Annotated in this window: 23 protein-coding genes and 2 pseudogenes; 15 read left to right on the top strand and 10 right to left on the bottom strand. The window is 36.0% G+C overall.

All coding sequences use genetic code 11. From position 1 onward, the window contains the following. Positions 1-149 precede the first annotated feature (149 nt). The 6 genes from JGH11_RS11690 to JGH11_RS11665 form a co-directional block, all read right to left on the bottom strand. On the bottom strand, positions 150-1,133 hold the full coding sequence (locus JGH11_RS11690) for a PstS family phosphate ABC transporter substrate-binding protein (protein WP_201111916.1): 984 nt from the start codon (positions 1,131-1,133) through the stop codon (positions 150-152). A 331-nt stretch (positions 1,134-1,464) separates the two neighbouring features. Beyond that, complete coding sequence (locus JGH11_RS11685) at positions 1,465-2,298, bottom strand: energy transducer TonB (RefSeq protein ID WP_201111914.1); 834 nt, start codon at positions 2,296-2,298, stop codon at positions 1,465-1,467. 24 nt (positions 2,299-2,322) lie between these two features. After that, entirely contained in the window at positions 2,323-2,979 is a 657-nt protein-coding gene (locus JGH11_RS11680) for a biopolymer transporter ExbD (protein ID WP_201111912.1), read from the bottom strand. A 35-nt stretch (positions 2,980-3,014) separates the two neighbouring features. After that, complete coding sequence (locus JGH11_RS11675; protein WP_201111910.1) at positions 3,015-3,626, bottom strand: biopolymer transporter ExbD; 612 nt, start codon at positions 3,624-3,626, stop codon at positions 3,015-3,017. Positions 3,627-3,693: 67 nt separating this feature from the next. After that, positions 3,694-4,515, bottom strand: a complete 822-nt coding sequence (locus tag JGH11_RS11670) for a MotA/TolQ/ExbB proton channel family protein (protein WP_201111908.1) — start codon at positions 4,513-4,515, stop codon at positions 3,694-3,696. A gap of 485 nt (positions 4,516-5,000) precedes the next feature. Beyond that, the gene (locus JGH11_RS11665) at positions 5,001-6,404 is read right to left on the bottom strand and encodes an aspartate kinase (protein WP_236263968.1); all 1,404 of its coding nucleotides are present in this window, start codon (positions 6,402-6,404) and stop codon (positions 5,001-5,003) included. A 252-nt stretch (positions 6,405-6,656) separates the two neighbouring features. On the opposite strand from JGH11_RS11665, the gene JGH11_RS11660 reads away from it, so the two are divergent. The 8 genes and pseudogenes from JGH11_RS11660 to secG all read left to right on the top strand — a co-directional run bounded on the left by JGH11_RS11660 (position 6,657) and on the right by secG (position 13,753). Continuing rightward, entirely contained in the window at positions 6,657-9,104 is a 2,448-nt protein-coding gene (locus tag JGH11_RS11660; protein ID WP_201111906.1) for a DUF5686 and carboxypeptidase regulatory-like domain-containing protein, read from the top strand. 78 nt (positions 9,105-9,182) lie between these two features. Further along, complete coding sequence (gene menA, locus JGH11_RS11655) at positions 9,183-10,106, top strand: 1,4-dihydroxy-2-naphthoate octaprenyltransferase (protein ID WP_201111904.1); 924 nt, start codon at positions 9,183-9,185, stop codon at positions 10,104-10,106. Continuing rightward, positions 10,106-10,597 (top strand): metallophosphoesterase, encoded by a 492-nt coding sequence (locus JGH11_RS11650; protein ID WP_201111902.1) that lies wholly within the window; start codon positions 10,106-10,108, stop codon positions 10,595-10,597. Before menA ends, JGH11_RS11650 begins: the two co-directional genes overlap by 1 nt. Before the next feature lie 225 nt (positions 10,598-10,822). Continuing rightward, positions 10,823-11,320, top strand: a pseudogene (locus JGH11_RS20565) (sigma-54 factor interaction domain-containing protein); the annotation flags it as partial. Between the two features lie 504 nt (positions 11,321-11,824). Further along, complete coding sequence (locus JGH11_RS20560) at positions 11,825-12,097, top strand: helix-turn-helix domain-containing protein (RefSeq protein WP_370567594.1); 273 nt, start codon at positions 11,825-11,827, stop codon at positions 12,095-12,097. Beyond that, positions 12,094-12,597 carry an LPS assembly lipoprotein LptE gene (gene lptE, locus JGH11_RS11640; protein WP_201111898.1) on the top strand — a complete coding sequence of 168 codons (504 nt, stop codon included), beginning with the start codon at positions 12,094-12,096 and terminating at the stop codon, positions 12,595-12,597. Before JGH11_RS20560 ends, lptE begins: the two co-directional genes overlap by 4 nt. Positions 12,598-12,605: 8 nt before the next feature. After that, the gene (locus tag JGH11_RS11635; protein WP_201111896.1) at positions 12,606-13,391 is read left to right on the top strand and encodes a hypothetical protein; all 786 of its coding nucleotides are present in this window, start codon (positions 12,606-12,608) and stop codon (positions 13,389-13,391) included. Then, on the top strand, positions 13,388-13,753 hold the full coding sequence (secG, locus tag JGH11_RS11630) for a preprotein translocase subunit SecG (protein ID WP_201111894.1): 366 nt from the start codon (positions 13,388-13,390) through the stop codon (positions 13,751-13,753). Before JGH11_RS11635 ends, secG begins: the two co-directional genes overlap by 4 nt. A 61-nt stretch (positions 13,754-13,814) precedes the next feature. Here secG and JGH11_RS11625 read toward each other — a convergent pair whose 3' ends face one another. Further along, entirely contained in the window at positions 13,815-14,264 is a 450-nt protein-coding gene (locus JGH11_RS11625) for a type I restriction enzyme HsdR N-terminal domain-containing protein (RefSeq protein ID WP_201111892.1), read from the bottom strand. A 74-nt stretch (positions 14,265-14,338) separates the two neighbouring features. Here JGH11_RS11625 and JGH11_RS11620 point away from each other — a divergent pair, with 74 nt between their 5' ends. From JGH11_RS11620 to JGH11_RS11610, 3 genes are read left to right on the top strand one after another with little or no spacing between them, the layout of a single operon-like run. Then, a complete protein-coding gene (locus JGH11_RS11620) occupies positions 14,339-15,112 on the top strand; it encodes an AMP nucleosidase (RefSeq protein ID WP_201111890.1) in 774 nt (257 codons plus the stop codon). 5 nt (positions 15,113-15,117) lie between these two features. Then, positions 15,118-16,122 carry a DNA polymerase III subunit delta gene (gene holA / locus JGH11_RS11615; RefSeq protein WP_201111888.1) on the top strand — a complete coding sequence of 335 codons (1,005 nt, stop codon included), beginning with the start codon at positions 15,118-15,120 and terminating at the stop codon, positions 16,120-16,122. 12 nt (positions 16,123-16,134) lie between these two features. After that, positions 16,135-17,094 carry an alpha/beta hydrolase gene (locus tag JGH11_RS11610; protein ID WP_201111886.1) on the top strand — a complete coding sequence of 320 codons (960 nt, stop codon included), beginning with the start codon at positions 16,135-16,137 and terminating at the stop codon, positions 17,092-17,094. A gap of 14 nt (positions 17,095-17,108) precedes the next feature. Here JGH11_RS11610 and JGH11_RS11605 read toward each other — a convergent pair whose 3' ends face one another. After that, entirely contained in the window at positions 17,109-18,047 is a 939-nt protein-coding gene (locus JGH11_RS11605; RefSeq protein WP_201111884.1) for a glycoside hydrolase family 43 protein, read from the bottom strand. 32 nt (positions 18,048-18,079) lie between these two features. Then, on the bottom strand, positions 18,080-19,492 hold the full coding sequence (locus JGH11_RS11600) for an ATP-dependent RecD-like DNA helicase (RefSeq protein ID WP_201111882.1): 1,413 nt from the start codon (positions 19,490-19,492) through the stop codon (positions 18,080-18,082). A gap of 88 nt (positions 19,493-19,580) precedes the next feature. Here JGH11_RS11600 and JGH11_RS11595 point away from each other — a divergent pair, with 88 nt between their 5' ends. The 3 genes from JGH11_RS11595 (at position 19,581) to JGH11_RS11585 (ending at position 21,798) form a co-directional block, all read left to right on the top strand. Continuing rightward, positions 19,581-20,390, top strand: coding sequence for a DUF3822 family protein (locus JGH11_RS11595; RefSeq protein ID WP_201111880.1), 810 nt, complete (start codon positions 19,581-19,583; stop codon positions 20,388-20,390). Further along, on the top strand, positions 20,387-20,932 hold the full coding sequence (locus tag JGH11_RS11590) for an RsmD family RNA methyltransferase (protein WP_201111878.1): 546 nt from the start codon (positions 20,387-20,389) through the stop codon (positions 20,930-20,932). Before JGH11_RS11595 ends, JGH11_RS11590 begins: the two co-directional genes overlap by 4 nt. 284 nt (positions 20,933-21,216) lie before the next feature. Beyond that, a complete protein-coding gene (locus JGH11_RS11585; protein WP_201111876.1) occupies positions 21,217-21,798 on the top strand; it encodes a bacteriophage terminase small subunit in 582 nt (193 codons plus the stop codon). A 222-nt stretch (positions 21,799-22,020) separates the two neighbouring features. Here the strand turns inward: JGH11_RS11585 and JGH11_RS11580 are convergent, their stop codons facing one another. Then, entirely contained in the window at positions 22,021-23,280 is a 1,260-nt protein-coding gene (locus tag JGH11_RS11580) for a DNA recombination protein RmuC (RefSeq protein WP_201111874.1), read from the bottom strand. 119 nt (positions 23,281-23,399) lie between these two features. Between JGH11_RS11580 and JGH11_RS11575 the strand changes: the two are divergent. Next, positions 23,400-23,588 (top strand): annotated as a pseudogene (locus tag JGH11_RS11575) (hypothetical protein); the annotation flags it as partial.

Below are 23,588 nucleotides of genomic sequence, written 5' to 3'. Positions count from 1 at the left end.
AGCTCAGATAGTCTGCTCCAGGGCTATTTTGCGCTAAGGCTGAAATGCTGATCATAAGGCTCAAGAATGAGCCTAAAAAAAACTTCATCTTCATCTTTTATAAAAAATATTTAAATGATTAATATATTCGTTGTTTGCTAGTTTTATTTTTACAAAGAAGGTCTAATACTCACCACCCTTGTTAATGCATAAGCGGGATAGAGACCTGCTTTGTATACAATGCGTTGACCTCTTTCGCCTGCAGCAAAGTTAACAAAACCTGATGGTAATCCACCTCTTACATCCGAAATAATTATAAATAGATCCCTGCTTAGAGGGTATTTTCCAAGACCAACATATGCGGCCAACGGCTGAAAACTGTTTCTATCAGTAGCTTTTTCGGCTCTACTAACCCCCATTACTTTTATGTTGCTAATAAAACTTAAATTTGTAGAATCTGATGGATTACTTATCCAATTTACTCCAATAATACCTACTGCATTGGGAGTAGAAGCAACGTAATCTATCACCTGCTGATTTGGCGTACGCTCTGCCAAATCAATTGTTCTTGTACTATCTGAGGCTCTTGCTTTTAAATTACCACCAAGAGTTCCGCCACAAATAGAATCTCTTATGTATCTGACAGTACTTGAATTAGGACTATCGAAGCTGATAGCAATTTCTCCTAACGGAGATTTTGGATTCAGGTCTTTCCATGACCGAATCTCTCCTGTCATTATTCTTTTTATATCTGCTACCGTAATTAATGTATCTGGATTCGCCTTATTTACAATTAATGCGATAGCATCTGTTGCATATTTTTGTGATCGTATTGTTTGTTGTCTGTCTTTAATAATTTGTTCTTCACCCGGACTTAATTCTCGGGCTGCTATAATGACACGCACGCTATCTTTCATAAACAAATCGAAAGCCTGCATTTCATTTGCATATATAGAGATGATAGTCGCATCTCGGTTGAGGGCTTCAAATACATCTACTTGTTCTTGAACAATAGGAGCAAAGCACTCGTCGGCTACTATCTCTGCCAAGCCACTGGTAGGTGTATCTGTCCTTGTTCCTTTTTTCTGTCCACATGAACTTAGGGCCCAAAAGAATACAATAGATATAAATAAAATAAAACCTGACCTTTTCATAAACATATTATTTTTTCAATAGTGTATCTGCAAAATCATAATCCTTTCCATACACGATATCCCCGGAATAATCCGTATAAGAAAAACAAAACACCCATTATTATGCGTACTATTATATGGACATTTTCGAATATCGGGGTTAATACTAATAATACAGCTATACATATGTAAAATATTACCATAAATATACTATAAGCTGTCTTGACGGGTGATCTGTTGCCTTCTTTCATGTCTATTTATTGGAAAAAGAAGAGAAGATGATTTAATATTCAAACTTCTCTCCTTTATAGGTTTATTTTGTTACTTTAAACAAATACCTTATGGGTATCAATTATTGTTTCAAACGGAAAACGATAGGCAGTGTAAAGTACACCGGTACGTTCAAACCGTTTTGTTTTCCTGGTATCCACTTAGGCATCGCCTTAACAACTCTTACAGCCTCTTTGTCGCAAGAAGGGTCAATACCACGGATTACTGTTACATCTGAAATTGCACCTGTTTTGGTTACAACAAAACGGATCGTAACACGTCCTTGTATTCCTGATTCTTGAGCAACAACCGGATATTTCAAGTTGTCGTTAATAAATTTATGCATTTCTGTTTCTCCACCCGGGAAACTAGGCATCTGTTCTACTGTAACAAACGGTTTTTCTTCTACAGGTTTCTCTTCCACAATTTGCTTGTGCTCTCTCAACTCTGCGATATCAATACCATGTTTATCATCAGTACCTTTAACGTCTGCCACAGAAATTTGGATTTTAGTTTCCTGAATTTCTTCCTGACCAACCATTTTATCTTCTGCTACCTCTTCATCCTTCGCAATTGTAGGAGGAACGAACTTAACAGTTGTTTTCAATGGTGGTGGCGGTGGTGCTGTTTCTTGCTTAATTACATTTTCTTCCGGGATTTCCTGCTCAACCGGAATATTAGACATTTCATAAGCTTCATCCATTGGTCCTGTTTGTGATTGTGTCAGTTTCTTAATTTCACTTACCAAGCCTGGTAATGCTGAAACAAATCCTGCAAATACACAAACAACCAAGAATGCCACGATATGTCTTTTCGAAGATGATTGACGTAGTCTGTAGGCACCATATTGTTTATTCTTTCCTTCAAAAACTACATCACACCACTCAGCAGAATTTAGTCTGATATTTTTTGACATAATTTACTCCTTTTTATAATGTGATTACTTTTTTGGTGGTGCTGCCTCTGCGCCATACGCTCCCTTAGTCTTCAAGTTTTCCAAAAGGTATTGATCCCCTTCGGTCATATCCACAATAGCATATTTGTCTATACTACAAATCTGCATCTCATCCAAAGCATCTACTAGATTAGCATAGTTAGCATCGCCGGTAGGTTTAATTACCACTACCTGACCATCCTTATTACCCTTTATTTCTTTTGATCTTGTAGAAAACTCATCCTCAGACATTTTCTTATTTTCGAACTTCTCTTGTTTTAGCTTCTTCATTTCAGCTACGATTGGAGCATTTCTCTCCAATAACAGAGCACGAAGGCCATCAGGCGAAAATGTAGTTTCTTTCAATGTAGTATAATCAGTATAATCAGGAATTCCTGTATAATAATATACTTTATCATCTTCACCTAAAATAAGAGTTATTGCTTTAGACTCTTTTACTTTTACCTCTTCATCTTCGTTCAGTTTCTCATTGGTAGGCATAGCAATATCCATTACTTGCGGTTTACTCAATGTTGTACAGAACATAAAGAAAGTAATCAAAAGCATATTCATATCCACCATTGGGGTAAAGTCGACCCTTAGGGTCTGTCTCTTTGGTTTACCTTTTTTTTCTTCTCCTCCACCGGTATCTATTGAAGCCATAATCTTTTTCTTTTTTAATTAGTTAAATTTGATTATTACAAGCCTTCCGGCATTTTCTTGAGAGTTGTAACAAGGCTATATCTGTTTTCTTTCATTGCAACCAGAATCTTTAGCACTTTATCTATTTCTGGATATGGTGTTGTTTGATCCGATTTTATTGCAATTTGCAAATTATCCCCGCCTATTTCACGTGCATGTTTTACCCAACGAGTCAACTGATTGTTTGTACTGTCGGTTGGAACACCCATTTTTTTGATCTCATCATCCTGCGTGCTCAACGGTAAATCTAAGAAAGCAGCCATTCTACTCATAGGCACTCCAATGTGAGTTTGTTCTACAAAGGATCTAACTTGCTTTTCATTAAATGTAATACCATAATCTTGACCCATAAGCTGTAATACCGATCTCTTGGCATTATCATCATCCAAGTTAAGAAATACCCGTCCTTCTGTGTCAACTAATATTGTCAAGACATTATTTTCAGATATTTTACGTTCGGATACTGATGCCGGAGTCAATACCTGTACCGGCTCCTTAGGCAAGAATGTTGCTGTAAGCATGAAGAATGTGAGCAAGAGCACAGTAACATCACTCATCGCGGTCATGTCGATAAATGTGCTCTGTTTTTTTACTTTAGTCTTTCCCATCTTCTTGTTTTTACTTATTAGAGTAGAATTTTATAAGAATTCCACAAATTATTCTGAAAAAATTCAATTATTTACCTAAGCCTCCGTGTAACTGAGTATAAGTTTGGCCAATAGCAAAACCTACTTCGTCAACAGCGTTAGTCATATCTTCAACTTTTCCAGAGAAATAAGAATAAGAAATGATAGCAGCAGCACCTGTACCGATACCCATTGCAGTATTCATAAGTGCTTCAGAAATACCAATAGCAAGAGCTGTTGAGTCTGGAGCTCCTTCTTGACCCATCGCACCAAACGACTTGATCATACCAAGTACAGTTCCGAATAACCCCATTAGTGTACCTAACGTAGAGATAGTAGCAATAACAGATAGATTTTGTTGTAGGTATGGAAGTTCCAAAGTTGTAGCTTCTTCAATTTCTTTTTGGATAACAGCTGCTTTTTCATCATTGTGTAGATCTGTTAACTTCTCTACGTCTGCATATCTGATCAAACCAGCCTTAAGAATGTTAGCAACAGATCCTTTTTGCTCATCACAAAGTTTTGAAGCACCAGCGATATCACCAGCTTCTAACTTAGCTTTTGCATTCATCACGAATTTAGATGTACTACCTTTACCACTAGCTCTATTCAAAGCAAAGAATCTTTCAACAGAAAGAGTAAATACAGTAAGTAATAATGTGATTACAATAGGAATTACCCATCCACCTTGAAATAAAGTACCCAGCATGTTTCCTCCTATTGGATGACCTTTCTCATCGAAGTTGCTGTCAGCACCAGCTACCAAATAGAAAAATAAGTGCGCCACGATAGCACATCCTATAACTACTAGAAAAGCTGAAACACCTTTAGATCTAGGCTTTTGGTTGGTTTGTTGTTTTTTAGTTTCCATAATGATAATAAATAAATTAAGTTTAGTGAATCAATTTTTGTTTTATGATTGTTATATATTCAATTTTTAATTCTACAAATCAAGAAAGCCTTCGCTGGCGTACAAATTATAGGGTACAAATATACTATTCCGTTTTAGCTTTCAAAGTATTTTGCCCCAAAATTACACTCCAACTAACGCTCTCAGTTAAATACAACGTTGATAATAAGCTTTTATTCTTTGATATAATCAACTTTTCTAAAATATATTCAAACAAATTCAAAGGTTTATGTATCTATATATGTGGATTTTCTATATTTAGAGGTGTCCACAGGGTATTAAATTCCAAAATATCCATTATTACAGCTAACAAAAATAGAATTAAAAATGATTCTACACAATTAAAAAATATAAAAAAACCCTTATTAATTCAATTTCTTTAGTCATTTTGCTAGATTCGGCACGATATAAAGTAAACCCTGAGGCTATTCTCTCTGATAAACAGCCTATTTCTCCAAACACAATTCGTCATTCAATGCTATAACTGCATCATTATAACATTCTCTTTTTATAACAAACTGCATATTTACCTGTCTCAACGACTGCCCAAAGCTTTCAACATTTATTCCTTTATTAAACAATGCTTTAGCTGCCCTATAAAGGAATCCAGGCAATGCAATATTGGTACCCATTACACAAACCAATGCCACACGTTCTGTTATTACCTGATAAAAATTCGCTTCCAGTTCGGAAATAAGCTCACGTGATTTATAATTATCCCAAACTACCATCGTTATGGAGTTTGCATTAGTAGATTTCAATATATAACTTACCCCATATCGCTCAAATATCTGCATAATACGCAAGTCGAATCCGACTTCACCCACCATCATAGGATCATGTATTTCGATAGCCAATACTTTATTTGTTCCTGAAACAATCTCGATTTTAGGTGTTTGAGAAATATAATTACGGGTTATTAAAGTACCCGGATGCTCGGGCTCAAATGTATTTTTAATACGTATATCTATGTTCGCCAACTCGAGAGGCTTAGCTGCCTTAGGATGAATCGCTTCCATGCCTATGTCTGCTAATTGGTCTGCTATAACATAATTGGTACGCCCTACAGGTACAATTTTATCCACTCCTACAATATTAGGATCGGCACTTGACAAGTGATATTCTTTATGTATAATAGCTTCATCAGCCTTGACTTCAACAGCGATTTTACTAAAGGTAACCTCAGTATATCCACGATCGAACGCACGCATAATACCCTCTGTTCCTTTTGTATAACCAGTTGCTATACATAAATCTTTGCTAAAATCTATTCCCTTGAAAGCACGGTGTATACGTTCGTCGATGGTAAGAGGTAGCGAATCGTTGAAACCACACAGATCAACAAAGCGTGCAGATATACCATTATTATCCAATATATTAACAGAATTCCAAGCAGAATGGGCTTCTCCTATAGAGGCCAATATTTCACGAGCTGCCAGACAGATATCGTCTGCATTTACATAACCAGAAGCCATTACTTTACTTAAACTGTGAAGCATTGTCTTAGCTTGTCTTATACGATATGAAATAAATTCCCTTGCTTCCAGCTGATCAAGGCCTATTTCTTCGAATCCTTTATTTATCAATAATAGGCGTTGACATAAACTATCTAAACCTATACTGTAATCGCTATTCTCAAGAAATTGCACGTAAACTCCCGGCTCACCTGTTTTCTTATGCTCCAACAACCAGTTTGTTACATTATTATATGCTGAAACGACGAATATACGATTATATAGTTCATCCGGAGTCCTTTTCCCAACAATTACATTGTCAAGCACTTCCTTGAACTTAGACATGGATGTTCCACCTATTTTCTCTACTGTAAGCATTTTATTCTTAATATTCAACGTTTTTGTTAAGCAATAAACAGGAGTAAAACCTATCCTGATATATCATAACAAGGAAACAGTTAATAAAATTGAACCACTTTTTTTACTGCGCAAAAATAATAAAATAATCTTGTTTTTCAGCCCTAAACAGAATAATGTCACTTATTTGTAGAAAAAAAACAGCACAAAGCAAAACAATATTATTTAGAGATACAATAAATCTAATGCTTTTATAGTTTAGCAATTATGTTAATTAACGAATCAGCTAAGATGAAACTACTCTACACATTCCTTTTTTTAATGTTATTCACATTACAATCTACAGCTCAAAACCTAAAAGGACGGGTAACTGACACTACAGGTGAAGCTCTATATGGGAGCACAGTATATATAAAAGAAAGCAATCAAGGCCTTGTCTGTAATGAAGAAGGACATTATCAGGCAACACTCAGGCCCGGAAACTATACTTTAGAATACAAATGTCTTGGTTTTAAATCAGTAAACAAGAAAATACAAATAGCTCTTAATGATACAACAACATTGAATGTATCTCTTGAAGAAAGTCCATTTACATTAAAAGAAGTTACCGTCTCCAGTCAGGAGGACCCCGCCTATCCTATTATGCGTAAAGCTATTGAAAAGGCCCCTTTATATGCAGGAGCAATAAATGAATACAAAGCGGACGTATATATAAAGGTAAATGCAGAGCTTCTGAAAGTAAGTTCATTAATAAATTCACTTGCTAAAAAGGGAGAAGGCATTAAATTATCAGAGTTAACCAACCAAGTATTTGTACAGGAATCATTCAATGAAATACAATTTACCTCCCCTGATAAATATAAACAAACTGTAAAAGCCTTTTCAAGTAGTATTCCTGACGACATGGATTCGAAAGACGCAATGGGTATATTAAAATCATCATTGTACGCACCCAAGGTAGGGATGTGTGTTTCACCTCTCAACCCGAAAGCTTTTTCTTATTACAAGTTTCGTTACGAAGGATTTACCGAAGAGAATGGCATAACAATCAACAAAATAAAGATAGAACGAAAAGTAAAAGACCCTATATTATTCGAAGGTTATATTTATATTGCCGATAATACATGGCATATCCATTCAGCTGAATTAAACTCTTATCCCCCCGGAGCAAAACAAGGTTACACCATTACTTTTCAAGAATTGGGCACAAACACCTATCTTCCTATCACATATTCTATGACGGTAGATGTCAGCTTATTGGGGTTCGAAGCCACAACTAATTATTTTGCATCATTGACCTATACTGATATAAAAGTAAACGACAAAATAATAAAAGAACTCGAAGATAAGAAAAAACCTAAGAAGCGACAATTTGAGATAATTCAAAGGGACTCTTTGTATACGACTACAGCCGACAGCCTGGCTTCTAAACGTGATTCTGTTTATTGGGCTAAAGTCAGAGCAATACCCTTAGAAAAAAGAGAACTTACCAGTTTTATAAAAAAAGACTCAATTCAATTTCATCTGGATTCTGTAAGAAAAGAACATCATAACCCTAAATTTTCCTTTACTGATATTATAAGTGGGGGACAAATAGGTGGAGATTCGAGTAAAGTTGTTTTCAAATACGATGGATTAATTTTAGGAGTACGCGATTACAACTTTGTTGATGGTTTATGGCTGGGGCAAAAATTTAATATAGAAAGTAAGTTAGGCAAGTATAATAAACTTGAAATATCCCCATATTTATATTATGCCTTTTCGCGAAAAAGATTATTAGGTGGTGCTGATGTTAATGTCTCATATGCACCTCTTCGACAAGGAAAGCTAAGTATTTCGGGAGGATCGATAAGTGAAGATTATAATCCGGATGGTATACTACGTTTCAACAATTTTACAAGTTCACTTATAAGAGGAAAAAACTATAATTTCTTTTACCAAAAAGATTTTATAAATATAACTAACGAAATAGACATAGCTAATGGACTGAAACTAACGACCGGCCTTGAAGCAGCAAAACGTTCGGGACTATCGAACAATACGGATTACACATGGGGACGAAAAAGCAAAATAAGGCCTAATATATTTCCAAACGACAGATTTGATCATACAGCATATAATATAGGTATAGATTACACCCCTTATGCATATTATACTATTCGAAACGGAGTAAAGAAATATGTAAAATACACCTCCCCCACTTTCTACATGAGATATAACGAAGCTTTCTCAGGCTGGCAAACCAATAATTCTAAATACAGGAAAATACGATTAGGGTTACAACAAAGTATAAAGCTCAGCGAGTTTAGTAACATTAGCTACCTTGCCGAAGGAGGTGCATTTATAGGGAATAAGGACAAAATACATTTCGCCGATTTCCAACACTTTAACACGTCTGATGTTATGATAAACCTAAAATCTCCTTTCCGCTCATTTATGCTATTGGATAATTACATAGCCTCAACAAACAAACATTGGATAAGAACAAATATAAATTACAACAGTAATTATGTCCTTCTTAAATATCTTCCTTTTCTGCAAGGTAAAATATTTACAGAAAGTCTCCATTTAAAAAATCTATATACACCGGATATGAAATTGTACACAGAAACCGGTTATTCTGTAAACTTCATGGAATCTTTGAGTTTAGGTATATTCGCATCATTCAAAGGAACTAAATACCAAGACTTTGGAATCAGAATACTACTCGATTTAGAAAAAATAAAAAAACAATATTAAGTAAAAGGATGCGAATTGGTTTTATCTTAATATTTGTTTCTTCAGCGTAAAAATATTTACCTTTGGAAAAACAAATTTATGGCTTCATTCAAATCATGGATATCGGCTTTACGCCCCCGCACCCTGTTCTTAGCTATTGCAACAGCATTATGCGGTAGTAGTATTGCATACAGCGTTGACATGTTTAGTGCAACAGACAAGTTTAGTGGGATAGTCTGCATACTAACGCTAGCTATTGCTACTATTTTGCAATTACTATCAAACATGGCTAACGACTTGGGAGACTACCAGCACGGGACAGATATCACCGGTGAACGGGTAGGACCACAGCGTACAGTACAAAGCGGAGCCATTACGCCAAAGCAGATGAAACGCGGAATAATGATAGCGATAAGCCTCGCCACAATCGTAGGCCTACTCCTTATATATATAGCACTCCAGTTTATGAGTATTAAATATATGCTCGTATTCCTTATATTAGGTGCCGCGAGCATTGTAGCCGCAATCAAATACACAGCAGGAAAAAACCCATACGGATACAAAGGAATGGGTGATATATTCTCATTTGTTTTTTTCGGACTTGTGTCTGTAGTAGGAACTTATTTTTTGCATACCCATACCATCGACTGCAGACCCTGGCTTCCTGCTATAGGCCTCGGGCTACTTACAGTCGCAGTACTAAATCTCAATAATATGAGGGATATAGAGAATGATAAAAAATCTGGAAAGATAACCATTCCGGTACGTATTGGAATCAAGAATGCGAAGATATATCATTCCGCGCTCACCATCGGAGCACTGGTGTGCTTCACAATATATTCTTTTATTTATGCGTGTCATTGGTATCAATATTTGTATTTATTATGTTTTCTAATATTCATCAAATTATTGATTAATATATTCCGAATTACCGAGAACCGGCTGTTAGACCCATATCTAAAATATACTTCTATGGGTACTTTTATACTTTCGGTTTGTTTTTCTATTTGCATAAACTTATAATGAAAAAGATTGGATTATTATCAGATACACACAATTGGTGGGACGACAAATATGAAAAACATTTTGCCGATTGCGATGAAATATGGCATGCCGGAGATATTGGCTCTATGGATTTAGCCCTTCGATTCGAATCGTTCAAACCATTTCGGGCAGTATATGGTAATATAGATGACAGTAAGGTCAGGTCTGCTTACCCTGAGTTTCTTCGCTTTACAATAGAAGAAGTGGATGTTCTTATGACTCATATCGGTGGCTATCCCGGAAAATACGATCCCCGAGTACGTTCTATTTTATATGCAAAACCGCCAAAACTTTTTATTGACGGACATTCACATATACTGAAAGTAATGTTCGACAAAAAACTGAATTGCTTACATATCAATCCCGGCGCTGCAGGTAAATATGGATTCCATAAAGTAAGAACTCTCATCCGATTTGTTATTGATAAAGGTAACATTTCCGATTTAGAAGTTATAGAGCTGAATGATTAGCTTAAGCTGATATTTCACTGCAATTCTCCTAGTAATATCCAATAAGAGGGTATAGATATAAACATTTAGAAAATCTTCACAAAAAAAGACTGACAAAATTGGAATAAATATGTAATTTTGTCAGTCTTTATAACTTAATTTATAGCTGAGAAGAAATAGTCTTCAATCTAAAATTAGACGAACACACTAAATATAAACTCACTGTAAATTTAACCACGACTAAATATGGCAAAACCAGATATCCAACAGGTAAAACAGCGATTCGGCATTATCGGAAATAGCCCTGATCTTAACCGAGCGATAGATATAGCTCTACAAGTAGCACCAACCGACATGTCGGTACTTGTAACCGGAGAAAGTGGTGTAGGAAAAGAAAATTTTCCGCAGATTATACACCAATTCAGCCATCGTAAACATGGAACATATATAGCCGTTAACTGTGGATCTATACCTGAGGGTACTATCGACTCTGAACTGTTCGGGCATGAAAAAGGCTCTTTTACAGGAGCTACCGGAGAACGCAAAGGCTATTTTGAAGTAGCAAATGGGGGTACATTATTCCTCGATGAGGTCGGTGAGTTGCCTTTATCTACCCAAGCACGCCTATTACGTGTTCTTGAAACGGGCGAATTTATAAAGGTCGGTTCTTCGAAAGTAGAAAAAACAGATGTGCGTGTTGTTGCCGCCACTAATCTGGATATGATAAATGCAACTAGAAACGGACGTTTCCGTGAAGACTTATACTACCGTCTAAACACTGTTCCTATCCGTATACCTGCACTCAGAGACAGAAAAGAGGACATCCCGCTACTGTTTAGAAAATTCGCCAGCGATTGTGCCGAAAAATATAATATGCCTTCCGTTGCACTTACCGAATCGGCCAAACAGGCCTTAAAAGATTATTACTGGCCGGGAAATATCCGACAGCTAAAGAATATAACTGAACAAATATCGATTATTGAACAAACTCGTGAAATTACGCCTGAGATACTCAAACTATATCTTCCGGCAAACGAGGTAGGTCTTATACCTATAGGATCATCAAGCAGCAATGATCAAAAAAGTTTCCATAACGAACGGGAAATATTGTATCAGGTATTATTCGACATGAAAAAAGATATGAATGAACTGAAAAAGATCGTTCATGATATTGTATCAGGAAATATCAATTCTGCCGATATTATTTCGTCCCAAATTACACCTACCAATGATAAGCCATTGACACCTATGGTTGTCAATGCAAATGAGAGAGCAACGACATTACCTATCAAAGATGACGGACATTCGATAATTCCCAAATCAAACATTGCTGATGCCGATGTAATAGATGCGCCGGAGTATGAGGAAGAAACATTATCGTTACAGGATGTTGAAAAGGATATGATAATAAAAGCTCTCGAAAGGCATAACGGAAAACGTAAAAATGCGGCTCAGGATCTAAAAATATCAGAGCGTACTCTATATCGAAAAATTAAAGAATATAACTTGGAAAACCTATGAAAAAAGCAATTTTGCTTATACTATTCGCCACTTTAATGACAACATGCACCGTTTCTTATAAATTCAACGGAGCATCTATAAACTATGCCGAAACACCTGATATAGAAATACGCGACTTCCAGAATCAGGCCCTATTAGTATATCCTCCTTTGGCCCAAGTATTCAATGAGAGGATGAAAGATGTATTTACACGTAATACCAAATTGAAATTTACGTCAGTAAACCCTTCTCTGGAAATCGAAGGAGAAATTGTAAGATACGATATCGCACCTCTTTCGGTAAGAGAAGATAACCTCGCCTCACAAACCCGTCTTACAATGGGGGTAAAAATGCGCTTCAGAAACAACAAAAATCCGGCAGAAGACAAGGAAGAAACTATTACAGCATACCGCGATTTCGATAGTAACCTCATGCTTACCGATGTGCAGGAAAGCCTAGTGGATGAACTGACAAAAGATATTGTAGACCAGATTTTTAATGCGACCATGTCCAACTGGTAAGATCAGAAATGAATATTCAACACCTATATCAAATAATACGCAAGGAGATTGAACCTGCTAATACGGATATAATTTCCTTGAAAAATATGATCAGGGAATATCCATATTTTCAAGCCGGAATATTCGCATATCTCAAAGCCTTGTATCTGTTTGATAATAATAAATTCGAAGAAGAACTAAAACAACAAAGCATTGCCGTAAATGATCGCAAAGCATTATTCTATTATATATTCAGCAATGAATACGATCATTTCTTCCGAAATACAGGAAAAGAAGTAATAAGTGATGATCGAACCAGCCTTTTACTAGACGCTTTTTTCAATTCGAAAGAGGATAAGAACACTGATGCTGAATTAGAGTATAGTATCTCACATTCCAGTCTTGCCACAACCGATTATTTCACATATATACTTGCTGTTTCACCTGAGGAAGTTAACGAAACAATATTGCCTCCGAAAAGCGAACTGAATTTAAAGCATCAGAATATTATAGACACGTTTATCACAAGGTCAGAATCGGAAGATGGGATTCGTATTCAGATAGATAATACTGAGAAACTGGAAACGAAGCAAACTATAGAAGAAAAAGATGAAAGTGAAGACGAACTGAATGAGGATGTATTTTTTACAGAAACACTTGCTAAAATCTATATCAAACAGAAAAAGTACGAAAAAGCATTTAAAATAATTAAACACTTAAGTTTGAATTATCCGAAAAAAAATATTTACTTTGCAGACCAATTGAGTTTTCTTGAAAAACTGATTATAAATTCGAAATTTAAAGATATAAAATGATTACACTTATTACTGTATTAATTGTAATTGCAGCGATTGCTCTAATACTGATAGTTCTTGTTCAGAATTCTAAGGGTGGTGGCCTTTCATCAGGCTTTTCATCTTCGAATGCCATTATGGGTGTTCGCAAAACAACAGACTTCCTCGAAAAAGCAACTTGGGGACTGGCTGGTTTCATCATGGTGATGAGTATAGTATGCGTTATGCTTAAACCGAAAGCATCATCTGCACTTCAACCAGAAATAGGAGCTCCTGCCCCGGTAAATACTAATGCTCCTGACTTGTCGACTACATTGCCGACAATACCAAGCAACACACCTGCTGCTCCGGCCAACGAACCAACGACACCTCCGGCAGAATAAAATTGTAATTGAAAACATTATATAACTATAAAAAAAGCTTCTCATCGATGAGAAGCTTTTTTTATAATTCACTATATAGTGGAATATCGGGTAAGTAATCGAAAGTCTGAGCTAGATAATTCATCTTACAACAATAATGACTCAATCCGTTAGTTACAATCAGATAATTGACCTTTAGCACAATATTGTATCGTACAATCTGATCGAATACAGCCTGAGTGATATCTACATCGGGCGATTTATATTCGACAATCACCAATGGCAATAATTCACGATTATATACAACTGAGTCGCAACGCTTCCTCTGATTATTCAGATTGATCTGTATTTCATTCGCCATCAAAGCTTGCGGATACCCTTTTTCGGCAATGAGATAGTTTACAAAATGCTGACGTACCCATTCTTCGGGAGTGAGCGCCACAAATTTGCGACGCAATCGGTCAAAAACTGCAAGCTTGCCATTCGTTTTTCTCACATTTATATCGAAAGGGGGTAGATTTAATTTCAACATTTGTTACCTTTGTTTATCACCTTCAACAAAAAATAGGAGGTACTTGTTTTAAATAAAACAAAAGTAGAGTTATTATGAAAACAAAACAAGAAATTGTAGACAATTGGCTTCCACGTTATACGAAGAGACCTTTGGATCAGTTTACCAAACATATACTACTTACCAATTTTGCTAAATATGTAGAAGTATTTGCCAATCATTTCAATGTACCTATTGTTGGACTTGACGGCAATATGCCAAATGCCTCGGCAAATGGCATTACTATAATCAATTTTGGAATGGGTAGTGCCAATGCAGCAACCATTATGGATTTGCTCAGTGCTGTTGAACCCGAAGCTGTCCTTTTTTTAGGCAAATGTGGAGGTATAAAAAAACAAAATAGTCTTGGAGATTATATCCTGCCTATTGCAGCTATCAGAGGAGAAGGCACTTCGAATGACTACTTCCCACCCGAAGTACCCTCATTGCCTGCATTTAATCTATTAAGATCCGTATCGTCAACTATTCGCAATCATAATCGCGACTATTGGACAGGAACAGTATATACCACCAATCGCCGTGTATGGGAATATGATGATGTGTTTAAAGATTACTTACGCAGAATACGGACTATGGCTGTGGACATGGAAACCGCAACGCTATTTACCTGTGGTTTTGCGAATCAAATTCCGACAGGTGCTTTATTACTGGTATCGGATCAACCGATGATATCTGATGGTGTAAAAACAGAAAAGAGTGACAGCATTGTTACAAAAACATTTGTTGACGAACATGTGCATATCGGTATTGAATCTCTTACCACACTAATCAATAACGGACAAACTGTAAAACATCTCCGCTTCGAATAACGATTATGACTTTTGAACAAATTATAGGTGATATAAGAGCTCGTAAGTTTAAACCTGTCTATCTGCTGATGGGTGATGAGCCTTATTATATAGATGAAATTACAAACCTGTTGACACAAACAGTTCTGCCGGAAGAAGAGAAAGATTTCAACCAATCTATACGCTATGGAATGGAAACAGATGTGGCAACTGTAATTACTATGGCGCGTAGCTTTCCGATGATGTCTGAATATCAACTCATCGTAATAAAAGAGGCTCAGAACCTAAGTAAAATAGAAGAGCTGGAACATTACGTGAAAAATCCGCTTAAAAGTACCATACTTGTTCTCAACTTCAAAAACGGAACACTGGATAAACGTAAGAAGCTATACGCTGAAATAGACAAGCATGGAGTAATATTCGAGTCGAAGAAAATACCGGAATACAAAATACCGGCTTTCATCACGTCTTATTTTCAGACAAAAGGCCTTGCTATAGATGCAAAATCGGCACAAATGTTATCCGATTATTTAGGCAATGACCTAAGTAAACTAACAAATGAAATTGCAAAATTACTTATCGCATTACCTACAGGCCAAAAACAGATCACGCCTAACCTGATAGAAGAAAACATTGGTATAAGCAAAGATTTCAACAATTTTGAATTACTAAAAGCAGTAATAGAAAAAAATATATTCAAAGTAAATCAGATAGCAGATTACTTTGAGAAGAACCCGAAAAACAAACCTCTGATTGTCACATTGGTTGTATTATTCAATTTTTACAGTAACCTGATGATCTGCTATTGGGCAAAAAACAAAACAGAACAAGGCATTGCCGCCGAACTTGGTTTCCGCAACCCATATCAAGCAAAAGATTATGTTACCGCCCTACGGAATTACAATGCCTTTAAATGTATGGAGATATTAAGTTTGCTCCGCACATATGATGCGAAGTGCAAGGGAGTGGATAATGTTTCGACACCTGATGGAGAACTTCTTAAAGAATTGTTATACAAAATCACTCATTGAAGTAAACATAATATGAAGAAAGCTTTGATTCTTATATTATCCTTTATTTTACTGCCGAATCTGAATATATTGGCAAACAGAGATATACTGAAGAAAACATATGTATATTCTGTTAAAGGAACAGATACCTTACGACTAGATAAATACGATCTACCCTTAGTTTCGGAAACAAAACCCTGTATTATTTTTATGTTTGGAGGAGGCTTCTCTTCCGGAAAAAGAGATGACAAAACATATGTCGAATATTTCGAACGTCTCATTAATAAAGGTTACGTAGTCGTTTCTATCGATTACCGACTAGGGATGAAAAACTTAAAAAGCTCAATAGACAGTTCGGGAGTAGATCCTATACGATTCGCCGTATTACTTAAGAATAGCATATCTATAGCTGTAGAAGACCTTTTTGATGCAACTTCGTATGTAGTAGATCATGCAAAAGAATGGAATATAGATAGTAATTTGATTATAGCAAATGGTTCGAGCGCGGGTGCTGTATCTGTTCTTCACGGAGAATATGCAATATGCAATCAGGACAAAGTCGCTGAAAAGTTACCGAAAGGATTTAATTATGCCGGAATAATCGCTTTTGCCGGGGCTATATTCAGTACCGATGGTGATTTGACATGGAAAACATTGCCAGCCCCCATCCAGATGTTTCATGGAGATGCCGACAGAAATGTGCCTTATGATAACATAGAGCTTTACCAATATGGATTCTACGGATCGAAACACATTTCCGAGCAACTTAAAGCACATAACACCCCATACTACTTTTATGATGTAAAAAATGCAGCTCACGAGATGTCGGGAGACCCAATGACGGATAATATTGACGAAATAAGTAGTTTCCTTAGCAAATTTGTCATAAAGAAACTCCCTCTCATGATTCATTCTGAAATACAACAAATAGGAAAAGCTGATATAAAAAAAGATTTCGACATGATGGATTATATAAAAATGAATTTTGAGTAACCAGTTATATAATACTATTTCAACTTCGGTCTTAATATTTTTCCTGTTACTCTCATTACAAGAGTTTTATCCTTACTAAATTCTACATCTGCGATATACATTTTCCGTGGATGTATATTCTCTTTGTTTCGATGAGCATGAAATACGATTTTCAGCTTTCCATTTTTATCTCTAAACATTGCACTATGCCCTACACCGACCAAGTCTTCAGGCTTCTGCAAGATAGGATTCTTTTCATATTTTACCCAAGGACCTAACGGCGAAGTAGCGGTGGCATACCCTACTCCATAGAAAGGACTTTCGTAACTATTGGCTGAATATGAAAGATAATATATTCCTTTATGTTTTACAATGAAGCTACCTTCGTTGACACGAGGCCAAACTCCTTCCCAAGGTTGCGAAACATGTAGAATGGGTTTCATTGTCTCCTTTTTAATTGTTTGCAGATCGTTCTCTAGTTCTGCAATCCATATCTCATTACCATCGGTGAAGCGTACAAACGATAGATAAGCAGTTCCATCATCGTCAATAAATAAAGAATTGTCGATGGCTTGCCCTTCCAACATGGGCTTTTTCTCATCTTGCTTAAATGGGCCTAATGGCGAGTCTGATGTTGCCACACAAATATGTTCGTTAGCTGAATAATACATATAAAATTTGCCTTTATCTTTTATATAATATACCTCCGGAGCCCAAAACCATTTCTCTCCCCACGAATTATCTTTGTGCAAAGCCAGATCAGGAGCTTTAGTCCACAGGTTCAGATCATCGGATGTATACACTTCTATTCCGTCATTAGCATTTGTTCCATAAGCATAGTACAAACCATTATAAAACATTATAAATGGATCACCTAAGGTAACGGGAGCCGATATTGATTTTTCCTGACAAAATAGAGAGGACGTAAATAAAAATAAGAGAGTGAAAACACTGAAGAATTTAATACTTTTCATAATGAGGGCATTTATAGATTAAGTTTTATATTCTAAACAAATTCGTCCGGCAAATTAACTAAATATAATTTAGAACTGGCACGTGTTATCGCGGTATACAGCCATCGGTAGAAATTGACACCAAGATGTTCCTCCGATATATAACCCAAATCGAGGAACACGTTTGCCCATTCTCCCCCTTGTGCCTTATGGCAGGTAACGGCATATGCAAACTTTACCTGCACCGCATTGTAGAAAGGATCGACTTTCAGTCGCTTCAGTTTGCCTGCTTTAGTAGAAATATCGGAGTAGTCTTCCATTATATTAAGAAATAGCTCTTCTGACCGTTCACGAGTAAGACCCGCCACATCCGAGTATAATGTATCCATTAATATCTTTACTTCCAGTTCAACATCGTAATCGATACTCTTAACCAGAACTTCACAGAAACGAAAACCATATAATTCCTGTTCCCGGCGCACTCTCAACACTTCCACTATTTCACCATTGGCAAGAAAATCTATCCCTTCTATTTTCTCTGCCCAAAAATAGTTGTTCTTGGTTATCATAAGCATATCCCCTGCCGAAAGCTCTTCTTCACGATACAATATACGATTGCGTATCCCCTGATTATATATATTGGATCGTTTATTAGATCGGGAAATAATCATTGTATTCTCCAGGCCGTCACGATCGTAGCAGGCTGATATCTCGTCTATCAGATCTTCACCCGAAATACGAACTATATCAGTAAACTTTTTCAGCTTAAGTTTCGGATAAGCTTCGGTCTTTCCTCTATTGAGCGCATTTCGAATGCTTGTTGCATTATATAATATACCCGAGCTTTCCGCTTGCCGTACTATTTGCGAAAGCATAGCCTCCCGCACTTCCAGTCCATAACCCTCAAGCTCGGCTAATTGTAAAGCTGGGCTATCATCCTCTCCTACCGGAGGCAACTGCGCCGAATCTCCTATAAGCAGTAAACGACAATTCTCGCCTGAATAGATATAATGAATAAGATCGTCCAAAAGTTTACCCGTTCCGAAATATGAAGAATCTAAACCATTATTACTAATCATGGAAGCTTCATCGACAATAAACAGGGTGTCTTTATGGAGATTATCCATCAGTCCAAAGCTGCCAAAATCGCCGGAAAACTTTTGCTGACGATATATTTTCTTATGAATCGTAAAAGCCGGATGATTAGCATATGAAGAGAAAACTTTTGCGGCTCGTCCTGTTGGAGCAAGTAGCACTGTTTTTTGTTTAAACTCTGTCATGGTCTTTACCAAAGCACCGAGAAGGGAAGATTTTCCCGTTCCGGCATATCCTCTCAAAAGGAATAAAGATTCTTCTTTCTGGAGAAAAAGAAAGTCGACAATATTCTCCAAAGCACCCGCCTGTTCGGAAGTAGGCTCGAATGGGAAATTTTGCTTTATTTTATCCAGAAAAAAATTACTAATCATAATTACAGGAAGGCTTAAGATGAATTGAACCTCAAAAATAGTGGATAAAAGTATCTTTTTCTAACTTTGTATCTATAAAATAGAAAATATGTTTTTACCCGAAAATATAGACCTCGGACAATCAGAGAAATATGTCTTATCGATACGCATAAAACCCAATGGTTTTATGTTTGCTATCTCCGAACCCGAAGTAGGAAAAAATTATTGTTTGCGAGAAACAACATTCTCTGCAAATGATAGCCTACAAAATAATATACAACGAATTATTTTCGACTTGAATTTCCTTACTCAGGAATTTAAACAGACTAATGTCGTTATTGTTTCTTCTGCTTACGAATTGGTTCCCCCAAATTATCTGGAAATAAAAGAAAAGGAGCATCTATATAATTTTACTCATTCTGAAAAAGCCGGGCATATCTTATCCGGACTTATAGAAAAACAAGATATAATCACACTATTCAATATAGAAAAAGATATATATGAATTTTTGTCCCGAAACTTATGGGATCCTCACTTTTTCCATCACACTAATTTACTCATAAGTTTACTTGAGAATAAAGGTAAAGCAACAGAAAAATCATCAAAAATGTATCTGAATTTTCATGACGGTTTCATGGATATATTTTGCTTCTCTACCTCTAAATTGATTCATAGCCATACATACGAAAACGAACCGGTTGCAAACCAGATTTATTTTGTTCTTAAATTATGGGAAAAATGTGGGTTTAACCAAATAGAGGATTTTCTATACATCACAGGAAAACCCGACGAATTAATTATTATACGCTTGCAAGAATACATTAAACATATTGAAAGATTGAATCTTCCAAGCGAGGTATATCTTTGGAGCGAAGATGCTCAAAAAGCACCTCTAGACTTACTAACACTAGCCCTATGAGAATAATCAGCGGAAAATATAAAGGACGTAGATTCGATCCTCCTAAAAGCTTTAAAGCAAGACCTACAACTGATTTTGCTAAAGAAAATTTATTCAACGTGCTCAACAATTCTATCGATTGGGAAGAAACAACGGCCCTCGACCTCTTTGGTGGAACTGGTAGTATCAGTTTCGAGCTTGTTTCGCGGGAATGCCCTCGGGTAGTATGTGTTGAGAAGAATTTTAATCATGCGGCTTTTATCGAAAAAACAAAAGCTGACCTTAAAATACAATCTGAGATGGTATTATTGAAAATGGATGTTTTCGGATACCTACAGCATTGTAAAGAACAGTTCGATCTTATTTTTGCAGATCCTCCTTACGATTTAAAGAACTTCGCTGATGTACCACGACTCATTTTTGAGAAGGATTTGATAAAACCAGGTGGAATATTTATTCTGGAACATTCTAAAGATTATGATTTCTCAGAAGAGCCCCTATTTGAAGATAAAAGGGTATATGGTAGTGTAAATTTCAGTATATTCAGAAAGGAACCTCTATAAAAAAGAAAAAGTTGTCATCACGACAACCAATCTTCATTGTTAACCTTAAATCTAATACCATGAAAAACACAGTACAAAGATATTACTATTTTTTATGTTATACAACATGTTTATCATATTTTACGCTAACAATTAATATTTATTAACCAAATCTATTCATCTCAATTTCGTCCTATCTCATACAGACATCTGCAGATTGTTACTCCTCCTGAATAGCAGCTTAATACTATTCTTAAACTAATTCTATTAAATCTAGAATATTTTATCTATAGAGGAAAAAGATCATGGCTAAATTTACTAAAAGACTCGTCAACAAAATTATTTCACTTATCGAATCTGACACATATACGATAACCGAGATCTGCGAAGCACTGCAAATAAGTCGCAATACATTTTATGAATGGAAAAAAGAAAAAACCGAATTTACAGAAGCAATAGAAGATGCAATTAAACGCAGGGAAGAATATCTTGTAATAAAAGCACGCCGCTCTCTTCTACAAAAACTAGAAGGATATACACTAAAAGAAGTAAAAGCAGTATATGAGCCAGATAAGTATAACCCAGAAGGAATGAAACTAAAATCAAAAACAGTTAAGACAAAAGAATGTCCACCCGATACGGCGACCATAAAACTAATACTAGAGCGAAACGACAAAAAAGAACAAGAACAGAAAAGTAAAGAAAATACAACTGATATCCAACCGTCAATAATTATAGTACAAGACGAAGCGACTAAAACTAATCTGGAGATATTAAAAATGAATGGTGGAGAACCAGGCGGAGCATTGATATATAAAAAGGAGGGTAACGCTATTGTCAGAATAGATAAGCAGGAAAAGAGTACAAGTTTGTCATCTTTTAGTTAAAATCACAAATACAGAAATTGATAAATAGAGAGATGCAAGCTCTTTTCTTTGAATAAGAAGACGAAAAGGCATATAAAAAAGAAAAGGTTGTCATCTCGACAACCAATCTTCATTGTTAACCTTAAATCTAATACCATGAAAAACACAGTACAAAGATATGCTATTTTTTATGTTATACAACATGTTTATCGTATTTCATGCCATACATTAACATTTTTTAATTTAAACATCGGCTTCCGGTAGTTCTTTTTGAGCTTTAACGCCTAATTCTTTGAGCATTTCGGCTTGACGGATAAGATTCCCATTCCCCTCTTTCAGTTGAGAAAAGGCTTTATCATATGATTTCTGGGTACGTTCAATATTTTTACCTACATCCTGAAGAGTTTCTACAAATCCGGCAAACTTATCATAAAGAGCAGCACCTCGTTTTGCTATTTCAATAGCATTTCGACTTTGGTATTCACGCTTCCATAAATCTGCCACTACCTTCAGCGAAGCGATTAGATTGGTCGGACTAATCAGTAAAATACGTTTACGATAGGCATAATCCCATAAACCTGAATCAAGCTGCATTGCCAAAATATAAGCCGGTTCATTTGGTATAAACATCATTACAAAATCGAGTGACTCCACATAATCCTGATAAGACTTACGGCTAAGCTCATCTATATGCTGTTTTATAGACACCACATGATCCTTTTCTGCAATGAGCCTAACATCATCAGCCTCCGCCTCCACATACTTCACATAGGCACTCAACGACACCTTAGAATCTATAACAATCTTTCTTCCCCCAGGATAAGCAACTACAATGTCGGGTTGCATATAGCTTTGCTGCTCGTTACGAACACGGTTACCATTCTCATCTGTTATGAACTCCTGAACAAAATATTCTTCTCCCTTCTTTAAACCTGACTTTTCTAATATTGACTCAAGAATCATTTCGCCCCAATTACCTTGCACTTTGTTATTACCTTTTAATGCCTTCGTCAGATTATTTGCATCTTCACTTATCTGATTATTCAAAGCTACAAGTTCCCGAATCCGCTCTTCAAGCGAAAAACGTTGTTTAGACTCCTTATCATATGTTTCCTCTACCTTCGTCTTAAACTCAACAAGTTTTTCATTTAGCGGCTTCAAGATTGCTTCCATATTCGACTTATTCACATCTGTAAATCGAAGGGTCTTCTCTTCCAGTATCTGATTAGCCAATATCTGAAAATCTTTGTTCAACTGATTACGCATATTCAATAATTCCTCCTGCTGAATACGCAGTTGCTCCTCTTTCGACTGTAGGAGAGCTTTCGTTTCTGCAAACTGGCGAATATGCTCTATCTGATCTTTCTGCAATGACTCTTTCTCTGTAGATAAGCGTAGGAGTTCGTCTTTCAATTCCTTCTCTCTTTGCTTATTTCCACGTTGTAAAAAGAAAATAACTATAATGGCCAAAACCAATATAATAATACCATAAACTAATTCCATAATTGATTTGTTCTAAAAAGGAGTTGAAAGTTATTTAAAATATCAGCGTTAACAAAATTTGCCTCAAAAAACTTGTGAACAATTGTGCTCTCAAATACTTTTGTTGTTCAAGCAGAATAATGAAGATAATATATAGTAAACATTTTCCACCCAACGATTTCGGGGCAATAAATCTATTCGGATTGGTTATTGCACGTAAAGATTATGGAAAGCTTTCCGAAGCTGATAAAAATCATGAGTTGATACATACAAGGCAAATGACAGAAATGCTTTTCTTATTTTTTTATCTATGCTATATAGTAGAATGG

The organism is Dysgonomonas sp. Marseille-P4677 (genome assembly GCF_016652235.1).
Classification (GTDB): domain Bacteria; phylum Bacteroidota; class Bacteroidia; order Bacteroidales; family Dysgonomonadaceae; genus Dysgonomonas.
Note: the sequence above shows the minus strand (reverse complement) of the source record. Positions and strands in the feature narration are given on the sequence as shown.